At 64.8% G+C, this 13,405-nt stretch carries 12 protein-coding genes; 10 read left to right on the top strand and 2 right to left on the bottom strand.

The genetic code is table 11. The features are described from left to right. Positions 1–96: 96 nt before the first annotated feature. On the top strand, positions 97–876 hold the full coding sequence (locus AC1DYL_RS08735; RefSeq protein ID WP_477172840.1) for an SDR family oxidoreductase: 780 nt from the start codon (positions 97–99) through the stop codon (positions 874–876). 23 nt (positions 877–899) lie between these two features. On the opposite strand, the gene AC1DYL_RS08730 is transcribed toward AC1DYL_RS08735, so the two are convergent. After that, positions 900–2,111: an amidohydrolase/deacetylase family metallohydrolase gene (locus AC1DYL_RS08730; RefSeq protein ID WP_477172839.1), complete on the bottom strand. Its 1,212-nt coding sequence runs from the start codon at positions 2,109–2,111 to the stop codon at positions 900–902. 275 nt (positions 2,112–2,386) lie between these two features. Between AC1DYL_RS08730 and AC1DYL_RS08725 the strand changes: the two genes are divergently transcribed. The 9 genes from AC1DYL_RS08725 (at position 2,387) to AC1DYL_RS08685 (ending at position 11,945) form a co-directional block, all read left to right on the top strand. Then, positions 2,387–3,313 carry a MurR/RpiR family transcriptional regulator gene (locus AC1DYL_RS08725; RefSeq protein ID WP_477148087.1) on the top strand — a complete coding sequence of 309 codons (927 nt, stop codon included), beginning with the start codon at positions 2,387–2,389 and terminating at the stop codon, positions 3,311–3,313. Between the two features lie 139 nt (positions 3,314–3,452). Then, on the top strand, positions 3,453–3,842 hold the full coding sequence (locus AC1DYL_RS08720; protein ID WP_477172838.1) for a hypothetical protein: 390 nt from the start codon (positions 3,453–3,455) through the stop codon (positions 3,840–3,842). A 265-nt stretch (positions 3,843–4,107) separates the two neighbouring features. Continuing rightward, on the top strand, positions 4,108–5,448 hold the full coding sequence (locus AC1DYL_RS08715) for an extracellular solute-binding protein (RefSeq protein ID WP_477172837.1): 1,341 nt from the start codon (positions 4,108–4,110) through the stop codon (positions 5,446–5,448). A gap of 66 nt (positions 5,449–5,514) precedes the next feature. After that, positions 5,515–6,399, top strand: a complete 885-nt coding sequence (locus AC1DYL_RS08710) for an ABC transporter permease subunit (protein ID WP_477148084.1) — start codon at positions 5,515–5,517, stop codon at positions 6,397–6,399. Positions 6,400–6,408: 9 nt separating this feature from the next. Further along, positions 6,409–7,326 (top strand): ABC transporter permease subunit, encoded by a 918-nt coding sequence (locus AC1DYL_RS08705; RefSeq protein WP_477172836.1) that lies wholly within the window; start codon positions 6,409–6,411, stop codon positions 7,324–7,326. Positions 7,327–7,337: 11 nt separating this feature from the next. Beyond that, the gene (locus tag AC1DYL_RS08700) at positions 7,338–8,414 is read left to right on the top strand and encodes an ABC transporter ATP-binding protein (RefSeq protein WP_477156342.1); all 1,077 of its coding nucleotides are present in this window, start codon (positions 7,338–7,340) and stop codon (positions 8,412–8,414) included. Between the two features lie 25 nt (positions 8,415–8,439). After that, positions 8,440–9,354: a TIM barrel protein gene (locus AC1DYL_RS08695; RefSeq protein WP_477172835.1), complete on the top strand. Its 915-nt coding sequence runs from the start codon at positions 8,440–8,442 to the stop codon at positions 9,352–9,354. A 234-nt stretch (positions 9,355–9,588) separates the two neighbouring features. Continuing rightward, positions 9,589–10,500, top strand: a complete 912-nt coding sequence (locus AC1DYL_RS08690) for a dihydrodipicolinate synthase family protein (RefSeq protein ID WP_477172834.1) — start codon at positions 9,589–9,591, stop codon at positions 10,498–10,500. A gap of 329 nt (positions 10,501–10,829) precedes the next feature. Further along, positions 10,830–11,945 carry an NAD(P)-binding domain-containing protein gene (locus AC1DYL_RS08685; protein WP_477172833.1) on the top strand — a complete coding sequence of 372 codons (1,116 nt, stop codon included), beginning with the start codon at positions 10,830–10,832 and terminating at the stop codon, positions 11,943–11,945. Positions 11,946–12,014: 69 nt separating this feature from the next. On the opposite strand, the gene AC1DYL_RS08680 is transcribed toward AC1DYL_RS08685, so the two are convergent. Then, the gene (locus tag AC1DYL_RS08680) at positions 12,015–13,004 is read right to left on the bottom strand and encodes a substrate-binding domain-containing protein (protein ID WP_477148078.1); all 990 of its coding nucleotides are present in this window, start codon (positions 13,002–13,004) and stop codon (positions 12,015–12,017) included. Positions 13,005–13,405: the final 401 nt, after the last annotated feature.

Below are 13,405 nucleotides of genomic sequence, written 5' to 3'. Positions count from 1 at the left end.
TGGTGCGGGCGCACCATAGCGACAACTGCGTGGTGCGTCTCCTGTTGGTGTTGGCCAGAAAGCGCGGCATGGTGTGCGCGTATCGAGGGAGCACAAATGAGCGGCGCATTTTCCGGCAAGACCATCGCCATCACCGGCGCGGCGGGCGGCATTGGCCAGTGGCTTTGCCGCTTCTTCGGCGAGGAAGGCGCGACCATCGCGGCGCTCGATCGCAACGACAAGGTGCATGCGCTGGCCGAGACGCTGGGCAAGGACGGCATCACGGTGAGGCCGGCGGTGGCCGACATCGCCGATGCCGCGTCGGTGGCCGCCGCGTTCAGGGAGTTCGGCGAGGTGCACATCCTCGTCAACAATGCCGGCATTTCGCGCCACGCCACCTTCGCCAAGACCGACCCGGCGGGCTGGGACGAGGATATGGCCGCCAATGTCGGCGGCGCCTACGCCTGCGCCCATGCGGTGCTGCCACAGATGGTCGAGCGGCGCTCGGGCAACATCGTCAATGTCGGCTCGGTCAACGGTGTCGCGGCGCTGGGCGATCCGGCCTACAGCGCGGCGAAGGCGGCAATGATCTCGCTCACCCGCTCGCTGGCGCAGGAATATGGCCGTTACGGCATCCGCGCCAACATTGTGCTCCCGGGCACGGTGCGCACCCCGATCTGGGACGAGCGCAAGGCCAAGGATCCGAATGTGCTGAAGACGCTGGAGCGCTGGTATCCGCTCGGCCGCATCGTCGAGCCCTACGAGGTGGCGCGGGTGATCGCCTTCCTCGCCTCGGACGCCGCGAGCGCCGTCACCGGCGCGGCGATCCCGGTCGATTGTGGGCTGACCTCAGGCAACATCGTGATGTCGCGCGAGCTGACGCTCGAGGATTTCTGAGGCAGCCCTAGGCCTAGTGCTGATTAGTGCTCATGCCCATGATGCCCGCCGATCAGAAAGCTCTCCTCGAACGGTCGGCGGCTCACTTCCATCGACTTCCCACCCAGGTACACCGACACCGGCTGCAGCAGGCTCGAGCCCTGGCGGCGTTTGCCGACGACGTCCTCGAACACATAGTTACTGTCGTATTGCTTGAGCACCGTGATGTCCGCCACTGTGCCGACGCCCAGGTGCCCCAGCTCGGGCTTCCGGATCGCCAGCGCCGGGCGGTTAGCAGACATGCCGACAACTTCGGGCAGCGACAGCCCACAGTTGAGCAGCTTGCTCATCGTGTGCAGCAGGTCATACCCCGGCCCCTCGACGGCGATGACGTGGACGTCCGACGAGATCAGGTCCGGCGAAAAACCGTCCTTCAGCGCCGCCTCGGCACTTTCATAGCCGAAGGCACCCATGCCGTGGGCGATGTCGAACAGCACGCCGCGCTCGCGCGCCTTCAGCACCGCGTCGATCACCTTGCCGTCGGGGCCGATGGCCGAATTCGGGTCGGGGCGGTAGCAGTGCGTGAGGATGTCGCCGGGGCGCAGCATGTCGACCACGTCGGCATAGCTCGGCGGGGCGGTGCCGATATGAGTCATCAGCGGCAGGTTCAGCGCATTGGCGGCTTCCAGCGCCAGTTCCAGCGCACCGAGGCCGAGCTCGCCGGTCACCGGGCCGCCGATGCGGACCTTCACGCCGATGATGCGGTCACGATTGGCCTCGACCTTGGCGACGCATTTGTCGACCGGCAGCATCGAGCGCAGGGTCGCCTCGCCGATCGAGACACCCTTGTCGAAGCCGAAAATGCCGGGGAACGAGATGTTGAGGAAGGCGAAGATCCGGTACGGCGAGTGGATCATCACGTAGTCGCGGAAGCCGTCGTAGTTGCCCGCCCCCGCGCTGCCGGCATCGACCAGCGTGGTGCAGGCGGAGCGGCGGGCGATGAAGCCGGGGTCGACGCTGAGCGAGGTCGCCTTGTGGTAGACATGGGTGTGGACGTCGATCAGCCCCGGCGCGACGATGCTGCCGGTCACGTCCTCGACCCGGACCCCCGCCGTCGCTAGGTCCTTGCCCACCGCCGCGATCCTGCCGCCCTTGATCGCCACATCGAACAGCCCGTCGACGCCGTTGCGCTCATCGAGGACGCGACCGCCCTTGAGCACGATATCGAAGGCTTGGCCGGCGGCCGGTGAAGTCATCGATAGTCTCCGGTTCGTGTATGGCGCGGCGGGGTGGGCAAACTAGGCTAGTCCTTGTAACTATCCTACTTTCGTAGTCAAGCGGCTGTCACGCAAGTCCTCCACTTCGCACAGAACGCTGCTTTTGCTAATGTCTTGACGCTTGCGTCATGTGTAAGTTTCCTACATTCTGCCGATGAAATGAGCAGCGGGCGCCCACGCGCAAGGCGCGGTAGGGCATTGGCTGGCCAGAAATGATAGAAGTCGGGTCGGACCCCACAGGCAGAAGGCCGGACATGCGGAAGCACAAGCGCGACGAGCCGAGCGGCGAAGGCTACGCCAAGCCGATCCCCGACATCCTGTCGCAGATCAAAGACTCCTACAGCGAGTTGCGACCAGCCGAGCGCCGCGTCGCCGACGTGGTGCTGGCCGATGTCACCTTCTCGGTCGACGCCTCGAACGCCGAGATTGCGAGGCGCGCCGAGGTGAGCGAGCCGACGGTCACCCGCTTCTGCCGGGCCATCGGCTGCGACGGCGTGCGCGACTTCAAGTTGAAGCTGGCGCAGAGCGTCGTGGTTGGGCGGCTCTATCTCTCGCCCGCCCCGCCGACTGAGCCGAGCGCCAATGCCTCACCGCTCTGGACCGAAGTGTTTGGCGAAGCGCGGAACGCGCTCAACATCGTCGAGCGGCAGATCGACCCGGTCGATATCATCGCGGCGGCCGAACTGGTGGCAAGTGCGCATCAGGTACTGGTTTTCGGGCTGGGCGGCAGCTCGACCGCGCTGGCGCAGGAAACGCAGAACCGGCTGTTCCGCTACGGCGTGGTGGTCACCGCCCATTCCGACCCGTACGTGATGAAGATGACGGCCTCGACGCTGAAGCCGAACGACCTGGTCATCGCAATCTCCGGCACCGGGCGCACCCGCGAAGTGGTGGAGGCGGTGCAGCTCGCCAAGCACTACCGTGCCAAGGCGCTCTGCATCACCGCGCCGGATACCGATCTCGCCGCCACCGCCGATGTGGCGCTCACCGTCGATATCCCGGAATTCCCCGACCCGCTGAAGCCCACCGCTTCACGCTACGCCTTCCTCGCCATCATCGACCTCGTTTCGAGCGCAGTCGGCACAAGGCTCGATCCCGATGCGCGCGAGACACTGCGCCGGATCAAGTACACCGTGCTGAACCACAGGAAAGGCAAGGTGCTGGAGCCGCTGGGCGACTGAGCGGGAGTGATGCCAGTACACGGTCCCCACTGTAAGAGGCCTGTTAACCGGCCCGGGCAAGCGACGGGAATATTGACCGCACGCGTGTTACTTTTGGCTGCCGCCAACGTTTGTGTGTCGGATGCCATGGAGATCGGAAATGAAACACCTGCTCCTCCTTGTGACCACCACTCTTACAATCCTGTCCGCCGTCCCGGTTGCAGCGCAGCCGATCAACATCATCGTGCGCGGCGGCACGCCCACCATCCTGCCTACGCTGCTGCCCAGTGGCGGCGACTACGTCTACGGCTTCCCGGCCAATACCAACTACCCGAACTTCGACCCGGCAGCGGCGGCCATCAACGCCGAACTGGCGATCCATCCGAGGTCGCGCCTGCGGCCGCCTAATCTGTGGCTGGCAACGCGGCTGGCGGTAACGTCCGGCTCCTGGGCCGAGCACCAGGAAGCCTGCCAGGCCGGTTTCGCCACCTACGACCCTGTCAGCGACACCTATCTGGCGGGCGGCCTGCCCCAGCGTTGCCCGCTCTAGGGTAGAGTGGAGCGGGGTCGCGACGGCGATCCCGCTGTCCTTAACCGGGTTATGCACAGCGAACTGGCCCCAGAGAGCTGCAGCGCTGCACCGCCATACAGTCGACTGCGCCTGATCCGCCAATGGCTTGGCTGTGCTGACACCAGATCGTCATCGAGGTGTCACGGCTCGTTCATCGCGCTGAAATCCAACCGTCGTGGTCTCCGACTAGGAGTGCGCCGCTCGAGAAATCGACCGGCATTCCCTTTCTTCGGAGACATTTGAGATGAAATCCAACTGGCTGCTCAGCGCGGCTCTGGCCGCGACCGCCCTGACCTTCGTAGCGTCGCCCGCCGCCGCTGCGACCAAGTTCGAGTTCTGGTATGGCCTGTCGGGCGACCTGTCCGAACGCATCCAGGACATGTGCAAGACGTTCAACGCGTCGCAGTCCGACTACGAGATCGTCTGCGTCAGCCAGGACAATTACGACAACAACCTGCAGAACACGATCGCCGCGTTCCGCGCCAACAAGCAGCCGACCGTCACCCAGATCTTCGACGCCGGCACGCTCGACCTGATGCTGTCGGACGCCTACGTCCCGGTGCGCCAGCTGATGGAAGAGAACGGCTACCAGATCGACTGGAAGAACTACTTCTCCGGCATTGCCTCGTACTATTCGACCTCGACGGGTGAGCTGCTGTCGATGCCGTTCAACTCCTCGACCGCGCAGATCTATTTCAACACCGATGCGCTGGCCAAGGTCGGCTTCACCGGCGTGCCGCAGACCTGGGAAGAAGTCGAAGACGTCGCCCGCAAGATGAAGACCGCCGGCTACGAGTGCCCGGTGGCGTTCGACCCGGCCGGTGCCTGGCAGTGGTTCGAGCAGTTCTCGGCCGTCCACAACCAGCCGATCGCCACCAAGGGCAACGGCTTCGAAGGCCTGGACGCCGAGATGGTCGTGTCGAAGGGCAAGTTCGTCGACCAGCTGACCTGGATCAAGAAGATGTATGACGAAGGTCTCTTCGTTCATAAGTCCAAGGACGCCGGCGAAACCGCCAACGACGCTTTCGTCAACGGCAAGTGCCAGATCACCTCGTCGTCGGTTGCCGATCACGGCACCTTCTCCAAGCAAGCCAAGGAAGGCGTGCACTGGACCAACGCGATGATCCCGGTCTGGGCCGGCACCGAGCGCACCAACAGCCTCGTGGGCGGCGCTTCGCTCTGGACCCTCAAGGGCAAGTCGCCCGAGGAGTACAAGGGCGCCGCGGCGTTCTTCGCCTTCCTCGCTACTCCCGAGCAGGCCGAATGGTGGTCGACGGTTACCGGCTACATCCCGGTCACCAACACCGGCTTTGAAGCCATGAAGGCCAAGGGCTTCTACGACGCCGCTCCGTACAAGGGCCGCGAGCTCGCCATCCAGTCGCTGACCTTCACCCCGCCGACCGAAAACACCCGCGGCATCCGCCTCGGCAACTACGCCTCGATCCGCGCCGAAATGGTCAAGACCATCCAGTCGGTGCTGTTCAACAACGTGCCGGCCAAGGAAGCCCTCGAGGCCTTCGATGCCAAGGGCAACGAAATCCTGCGCCGCTTCGAAGCGACCTACGCCGGCAAGAACCTGCTCTGATCTCTGCCTGACTTCAGCACGGGCGGCCCCGGCCGTCCGTGCATTCTATTTTGGTGGAAGGTCCCCATGGAACGCCGCGCCTATTACCGCAACGGATGGATGCCCTGGCTGCTGCTGTCGCCGCAGCTGATCCTCGTCCTCGTTTTCTTCTACTGGCCGACCACGCAGGCGCTCTACTGGGCGTTCTCGCTCGAGCAGCCTTGGGGCGGCGGTAACACCTGGGTCGGGTTCGACAACTTCCTCGCCATCTTCCGTGACCGCGAGTACTGGACCACGGTGCTACGCAGCGCGTTCTACGCCATCGTCTCCACCGGCCTCTCGATGGCCGTGGCGCTCACCCTCGCGGCGTTCGTCGATCGCTCGCTGAAGGGCACCCGCATCTTCCAGTCGATCTTCGTCTGGCCCTACGCCATCGCGGCCCCGGCGGCCGGCGTCGCCTTCCGCTTCATCTTCGCGCCAGAATCGGGGCTGATCGGCTCGATCAACCAGATCTGGCCGGGCATCTGGGATCCGGCGACCAATGGCTGGCATGCGCTGGCAATGGTCATCATCTGCCACGCCTGGCTCGGCATCGGCTACAACTTCATCTTCTTCCTTGCGGCGCTGCAGATGATCCCGCGCTCGATCTCGGAAGCCGGCGCCATGGATGGTGCGCGGCCGTTCCAGCGCCTCATCGACCTGCAGCTGCCGCTGATCGCCCCGACGGCATTCTTCCTGCTCATCATGAACCTGATCTCCAGCTTCACCGACAGCTTCGGGCTGATCGACGTGATGACCGAGGGCGGCCCGATCGGGCAGACCGAAGTCATGGTCTACAAGATCTATTTCGACGGGTTCAAAGGCCTCGACTACTCGGGTGCCGCGGCTCAGTCGATCGTCCTCATGCTGCTCGTCATCGGCCTCACGTTCGTCCAGTTCAAATGGGTCGAACGGCGCGTCCACTACAACTGAGGTGAAGCCGTGATCGAGCGTTCTCCCTTCTTCGATTTCATCACCTACGTCGCCATGGCGTTCGGTGCCCTCTTGGTGGTGATCCCGTTCTGGATCACCTTGGTGGCCGGCTCGCAGTCGCTGCAGGAAGTCAGCCAGGTGCCGATCAGCCTGCTGCCGTCGTCGCACCTGTTCGAGAACCTTGCGTCGGCGTGGACCCGTGGCGACCTCGGCCCCAAGCTGATCAACAGCCTGATCGTCGCCGTCGGCGTCACGGTGGGCAAGATCATCCTCGCCTCCCTCTCCGCCTTCGCCATCGTGTTCTTCAACTTCAAGGCGCGGATGCTCTGCTTCTGGCTGATCTTCATCACGCTGATGCTGCCGCTCGAAGTGCGCATCGTGCCGACCTACTCGATCGCCGCCAACGCGCTGCTGCCGTTCCAGGTGATCCTCGATACGCTCGGGATTACCGGGCTGGTGCAGGCGATGAGCGGGGTGCAGATCGCACTCAACTGGAACCTGCTCAACTCGTACACCGGCCTGATCCTGCCGCTGGTCGCCACCGCAACCGGCACCTTCCTCTATCGGCAGTTCTTCATGACCATCCCGGACGAGCTGGTGGAAGCCAGCAAGATGGACGGCGCGCATCCGCTCGAGTTCTTCTGGGATGTGCTCTTGCCGCTGAGCCGCACCAACATGCTGGCGCTTGCCACCATCATGTTCGTCTCGAGCTGGAACCAGTACCTCTGGCCGCTGCTGATCACCACCGACCGCGAGCATTTCGGCACTGTGGTGATGCAGCTCAAGGCGCTGATCCCGGCCCAGAACGGCACGCCCGACTGGAACGTCACCATGGCCGGCGCCCTCATCATCATGCTGCCGCCACTGCTGGTCGTTGCCTTCATGCAGCGCTGGTTCGTGCGTGGCCTCATTTCCCGCGACAAATGATTGGACAGAACATGGCTCAGATCACCATCAAGGGCGTGAAGAAGAACTACGCCAAGACCGCCGTGATCCACGGCGTCGACGTCAACATCGAAGCGGGCGAGTTCGTCGTTATCCTCGGGCCATCGGGCTGCGGCAAGTCCACGTTGCTGCGGATGATCGCGGGACTCGAGGAAATCACCGAGGGCGAGATCTCCATCGCCGGCACGGTCGTCAACAAGCTCGAGCCACGCGAGCGCGGCTGCGCCATGGTGTTCCAGAACTACGCGCTCTACCCGCACATGACGGTGCGCAAGAACATCGGCTACGCGCTGAAGGTGGCGAAGGTCCCCAAGGCCGAACGCGATGCACGGGTGATGAAGGTTGCCGAGTCCGTGTCGCTCGTGCCGTTCCTCGATCGCCGCCCGGGCGAACTCTCCGGTGGGCAGCGGCAGCGCGTCGCCATGGCGCGCGCCATGGTGCGAGAGCCCAAGGTGTTCCTGTTCGACGAGCCGTTCTCCAATCTCGATGCGAAGCTCCGCGTCGCCATGCGCTCGGAAGTGCGGCGCCTGCATCGCGATCTCGGCGTCACCTCGGTGTTCGTCACCCACGACCAGACCGAGGCCATGACGCTCGCTGACAAGCTGATCATCATGAATGCCGGCCGGGTCGAGCAGATCGGCAGGCCGACCGAGGTCTACAACAACCCCGCCAGCCGCTTCGTCGCCGACTTCATCGGTTCGCCCGCGATGAACCTGTTCGAAGGCGAGTTCGACGCCGAAGGGCATTTCGTGCATGGCAGCGGCGGGCGGCTCAACGTCAGCCAACTCAACGGCATCCGCGTGCCGGGCCGCAAGGTCGTGCTCGGCGTGCGCCCGGAAGGGGTGCGCCGCACCGGTGCTGAGACGCACGGCGCGATTTCGGCCGTCGTCGACTATGTTGAGGAACTCGGCGCGTCGCGCCTGATCCACGCCGATGCCAATGGCAGCCGCATCGTCGCGCTCGATACCGACAGCTCTGAGCTTCTGTCCGGCACGCCGGTGCATCTCAGCCTCGCCGACAGCGCCTTGCACCTGTTCTCGCTCGAGGACGGGCGCCGCATTCAGCACTGAACCATCCTGACCAACGGAGAAATTTATGAGCAACATCATTGCGACCGGCTTCAACGTCGGTTCGGACGACGGCGAGTTCGCCACCCTCGAAGCCGATATGCGCGCGCTGGCCGAGATGGGCGTCGATACCGTCGAGATCGGCGTCACCAGCCTCGACCTGGTCGCCGGTGGCCGGATCATTCGGGAGCGTCACGAGGCGCTGCTCGAACTCACCAAGCAGTTCGATTTCCGCTACACCGTGCACGGCCTCGTTTCGTCCAACTTCATGGACCCGGTGACGCAGCGCTACCAGATCGACGCCGCCAAGGCTTTGGTCGAGGTCTGCAATTCCATCGGCGCGGGCATCCTTGTGCAGCACGGCGGGAACCTCCGCGCTGAAGCCATTTCCGACTGGGCCGGTGCCGATGTGCGCGAGCGTGTAGCGCTGACCGAGCTCGCCGATTTCGCCCGCCCGCACGGCGTCCGCATCGCGCTCGAGAACATCTTCACCACCGAACTCGGTCAGTACCGCCAGACTCCGACAGAAGTCGCCGAGACGGTCAAAGCCGTTAACCACTCGAACGTCGTGGCGCTGATCGATTTCAGCCACGCCTATATCGAGTCGACGTTCAAGGGCCTCGATTTCCGCGCCGAGATCCGCGCCATGGCGCCTGTCGCCGGGCATCTCCACCTCCACGATTCCTTCGGCCGGCCGCAGGGCTTCTTCAAGCCGTTCCACCCGCAGGAAAACACCGCGATGGGCATTGGCGACCTGCACATGCCGCTCGGCTGGGGCGATATCGCCTGGGAAGAGATCTTCGCCGAACTCAGCTTCCTGCCCGATACCGTGGCAATGATGGAAATCGGCCGCCGTTATCGCCGCGAGCAGCCGGAGAGCCTCGCGCGCGCCAAGGCACTGTCGGGTCTGGACGACGCTCGAACTGCAGTCGCGGCGGAGTAATCCGTAAGCCGGTGCGTGGGGCCGCCCCCTCCACCGGCTCCGCCGGTCCCCCTCCCCGTTGCACGGGGGAGGATCCGCTGTGGCCCGATCTCTCCTTAATCCTCCCCCGCGTGGCGGGGGAGGGGGACCATGCGAAGCATGGTGGAGGGGACGGCCCAGCACACGGTCCTCGGCAACTTGCCTCGCCCTCGTCCGTTCGTGCACCATGACGCCAGCGGGCTGAGGAGCGACAGCATGGGTTTCGGCATTTCGGGCGTCTATTGCGCGGCGGTCACGCCCCTCAACGCCGACCTCAGTCCTGACCTGAAACGACTCGGCGCGCATTGCCTCAGCCTCCTCGCCGATGGCTGCCACGGCATCGCGCTGCTTGGCACCACGGGCGAGGCGAATTCGTTTTCGGTCAGTGAGCGCAAGGCCATCCTCGAAGCTGCGCTCAAGGCCGGCGTCACTCCTGACCAACTCGCACCCGGCGTCGGCGTCGCGGCCATCCCGGATACGGTGGACCTCACCCGCCACGCGCTGAGTCTCGGTATCACCCGCGTCGTGATGTTGCCTCCGTTCTACTACAAGGGCGTCAGCGACGACGGCATCTTCGCTGCCTATGCGCGGATCATCGAGGCGGTAGCCGATCCGCGGCTCAAGGTCATCCTCTACCACATCCCCCAGACCTCGGCGGTGCCGCTCAGCCGGCCGCTCGTCACGCGGCTGATCAAGGCGTTTCCGGGTACTGTCGTCGGTCTCAAAGACTCGTCGGGCGACTACGGCAACATGCAGGGGCTGGTCGAGGACAATCCCGGCTTCGCGGTGATGGTCGGCGCTGATCCGCTGCTACTGCCGTTCCTCAAGATCGGCGGCGCCGGCTGTATCACCGCCACCTGCAACCTCGTCGCCCCGGCACTGCGCACCATCTACGACCACCACGCCGACCCGGTCCGGGCAGTCGATGTCGATGCGGCGCAGGCGCGGATCGAGGCGGCGCGGGCGATGCTCAACAGCTACGGCCAGATTCCCACCATCAAGGCGATTCTCGCGGATCGTCCGGATGGTGAAGGCTGGAGCCGCGTCCGGCCGCCGCTCATGCCGTTCGCCGCGAATAAGCTCGGCGAGCTGCGCGAACGCGTGGCCGCCCTGCCCGGAGGCGCGTGACAACTGCCGAAACGGGCGAAAATCCCGTTCATCTGTTGCTCATCTTCGCCCAAACCGTCGGATTTCGAACGTCAGCCAGGCTGACGTATCAAGGCACAAAAGCAGGTCGCGGCCCGCTCGGACCGCGCTGAACTTTCCGGAAAACCAACCAGGTCGTCGCCCTTATCCCCGCCACTCGCCACCATGCGACACTGCCGGTCGTGCTCAGAAGCGAGGGGGAAAATAATGGTGCGCGCAGAACTGAACGAAACGCGTTCAAACCGTTCAAACGTGCACGGTTGCGCCGACGGTGGCGCCACCCTACCTCTGGGGCAATAACAGGACCCACCATGGACGCCGAAACCCTCGCCACTCCCAGCGCTCCGCCGACGGGCGTCGCCATCAAGACCGAGATCGTCGTCATCGGCGCGGGGCAGGCGGGGCTGTCATCGGCCTACAACCTCAAGCATCGGGGCCTCGACGTGGGCCGCGGCTTCGTCGTCCTCGACCAATCCCCGCAAGCCGGGGGTGCGTGGCAGTACCGCTGGCCGTCGCTGACGCTCAGCACCGTGAACCGGGTGCACGATTTGCCGGGCATGCAGTTCTCCGAGGCGGTCGATACCAGCAATGACTCGGTCGAGGCCGCCGTGGCGGTGCCGAGCTATTTCGCGGCCTACGAGCAGCGCTTCGGGCTCAACGTCTATCGTCCGGTCAAGGTGAAGGTGGTTTGCCAGCGCGGTGAGCGCTTCCGCATCGAGACGGATCGCGAGACCTTCTCGGCGCGCGGCATCATCAACGCCACAGGAACCTGGGAGACGCCGTTCATCCCGGACTATCCGGGGCGTGAGCGCTTCAAGGGGCGGCAGCTCCACACCCGCGATTATCGAACCGCTGCGGAATTCGCCGGCCAGCACGTGGTGATCGTCGGGGGTGGCATCTCCGCCATCCAGCTGCTCAACGAGATTTCGCTGGTCACCAGCACCACCTGGGTGACCCGGCGGCCGCTGCAGTTCCGCGAAGGCCCGTTCGATCAGGAAGCGGGCCGCGCCGCCGTGAAGCTGGTTGAAGACCGGGTGCGGCAGGGTCTGCCGCCCAACTCGGTGGTGTCGGTTACCGGCTTGCCGCGCACGCCGCTGATCGAGGCGATGGACGCCCGCGGCGCGCTGAACCGTCTGCCGATGTTCGCCGAGATCACCGAAACCGGGGTGCGCTGGGCCGACGGCACCGAGCAGCGGGCCGACGTGATCCTCTGGTGCACGGGCTTCCGCTCCTCGCTTGATCACCTCGCGCCGCTGATGCTGCGCGAGCCCTCCGGCGGCATCCTGATGGGCGGGCGGCTCGCCACCCAGGTGGTCAAGGAGCCGCGCATCCACCTCGTCGGCTACGGGCCGTCGGCCTCCACCATCGGCGCCAACCGCGCCGGCTCCGCAGCAGCCGCCGAGTTGTTGGCGACGCTGGATTTGTAGCGCGCCCGACCAAAGCAAAAGGGGCACGCCGAAGCGTGCCCCAATCGTCCGCCGTCTTTTGGCGTCACCTTACTTTGCGCAGATACCCGGATCTTCGAGCGTGCAGAGGTCGAGACCGGTGAACTTCGGATCCTCGACGGTCTCGCCCTTGATCAGGCTGATCAGGATATCGGGCGCCTCGTTGCCCATCTGGTACGGCCGCTGGCCGATCTGGAAGTGGCTGCGGCCCTCACGGAACGCCTGGGTCTGCGGCGGCAGCGTGTCGCCGGCGATGATCACCAGGTCCTTGGACTTCAGCCGATCCATGACCTGGTCGGTGTTCTGGGCGTAGGCCTGCGGCCCGAACTGAGCCCAGCCGCCGACGAGCACGAAGGCATCGAGATCCGGCTGTGCGGTGAACACGTCGGCCATCTGCTGGTTGGCCGTCGGGATGTCGTCGTTGGTATAGGTCGGGCAGCCCTCGGCCTCGGTCCAGCCGTTGGTGTTGTTGAGCTTTTCGGTGCCCTTGGCGCCGGCAATGGTGTCGCGGAAACCAGCGGCACGCTCGTTGATGTTGGCCGCGGCGACGTTGCCGAGCTGCAGGCACACGGTGCCGCCTTCCGGCTTGAGCTTCATCAGCTCCTTGGCCATGCCGACACCCATGTCGTAGTTGTTGGTGCCGAAATAGGTCTTGCGCAGGGCAGCGTCAGCCGGAAGCAGGTCGGCGTCCACGGTGATGATCGGCATGGTCGGCGCAGCGGCCTTCAGCATGTTGGCCATGGCCGGAGCGTTGGACGGCGAGATCGCGATGCCGGCGACGCCCTTGCTGATCAGATCCTGCACGATCTGCACTTCGCCGGCTTCGTCCGAGCTGAGCGCCGGGCCGGTGTAGAGGCAGGTGTATTCGCTGTCGGCATGCGCAGTGTTCCAATCGGCGCAGCCCTGGCCCATCACCGTGAAGAACGGATTGTCGAGGCCTTTGACGACCACGGCCAGGATCTTCTTATCCTGCGCCACGGCGCCGCCCGCGAGCGCAACGGCAATAGCCGCGCCGGCGAGCACAAACATAGTCTTACGCATAGTTCTCCTCCCTAGGGTTCAGTCCCGGCCCGCTTTATCGGGCCTCCCGATCAAGTGCGGTTGGAGCGTGAAGGTGCGGGTGGTCCCTAGCCGCCCGCTGCCGCTCCGAATCGCCTCGATGAGCTCCTCAGTCCCTCCACAGGCGTGCGGCCTGAGCCTCTGTCGGGCTCTGATGGGCCGCGGCGCACCGCATATCGGGGCGGATACTGGGGCGGCGTCGAACAATAGTCAATCGCGCTGATGCACGTGCACATTCAAGCCGTCCAAGTTGTCAGACATCTTGCAGAAGACGCCGGAAAGACTGGCCAAATAGCAAATCGAGGGGTGTCTTTGCCGTCGTCTGCGGCGATGCTCGAAGTCGATTGACGGTGGGCGCGCCATCGCTCATAGATTTGCCAACG

Source organism: Devosia sp. P1_H9, from assembly GCF_056405135.1.
The sequence above is the reverse complement of the archived record's forward strand: the minus strand, read 5'-3'. Positions and strand labels throughout refer to the sequence as shown.

What these genes read in the sequence shown, in the direction of transcription:
- AC1DYL_RS08735 (WP_477172840.1), top strand. Translation starts at nt 97, where the DNA reads ATGAGCGGCGCATTTTCCGGCAAGACCATCGCCATCACCGGCGCGGCG.
- AC1DYL_RS08680 (WP_477148078.1), bottom strand. Translation starts at nt 13,004, where the DNA reads ATGCGTAAGACTATGTTTGTGCTCGCCGGCGCGGCTATTGCCGTTGCG.
- AC1DYL_RS08710 (WP_477148084.1), top strand. Translation starts at nt 5,515, where the DNA reads ATGGAACGCCGCGCCTATTACCGCAACGGATGGATGCCCTGGCTGCTG.
- AC1DYL_RS08685 (WP_477172833.1), top strand. Translation starts at nt 10,830, where the DNA reads ATGGACGCCGAAACCCTCGCCACTCCCAGCGCTCCGCCGACGGGCGTC.
- AC1DYL_RS08725 (WP_477148087.1), top strand. Translation starts at nt 2,387, where the DNA reads ATGCGGAAGCACAAGCGCGACGAGCCGAGCGGCGAAGGCTACGCCAAG.
- AC1DYL_RS08695 (WP_477172835.1), top strand. Translation starts at nt 8,440, where the DNA reads ATGAGCAACATCATTGCGACCGGCTTCAACGTCGGTTCGGACGACGGC.
- AC1DYL_RS08690 (WP_477172834.1), top strand. Translation starts at nt 9,589, where the DNA reads ATGGGTTTCGGCATTTCGGGCGTCTATTGCGCGGCGGTCACGCCCCTC.
- AC1DYL_RS08715 (WP_477172837.1), top strand. Translation starts at nt 4,108, where the DNA reads ATGAAATCCAACTGGCTGCTCAGCGCGGCTCTGGCCGCGACCGCCCTG.
- AC1DYL_RS08720 (WP_477172838.1), top strand. Translation starts at nt 3,453, where the DNA reads ATGAAACACCTGCTCCTCCTTGTGACCACCACTCTTACAATCCTGTCC.
- AC1DYL_RS08730 (WP_477172839.1), bottom strand. Translation starts at nt 2,111, where the DNA reads ATGACTTCACCGGCCGCCGGCCAAGCCTTCGATATCGTGCTCAAGGGC.
- AC1DYL_RS08700 (WP_477156342.1), top strand. Translation starts at nt 7,338, where the DNA reads ATGGCTCAGATCACCATCAAGGGCGTGAAGAAGAACTACGCCAAGACC.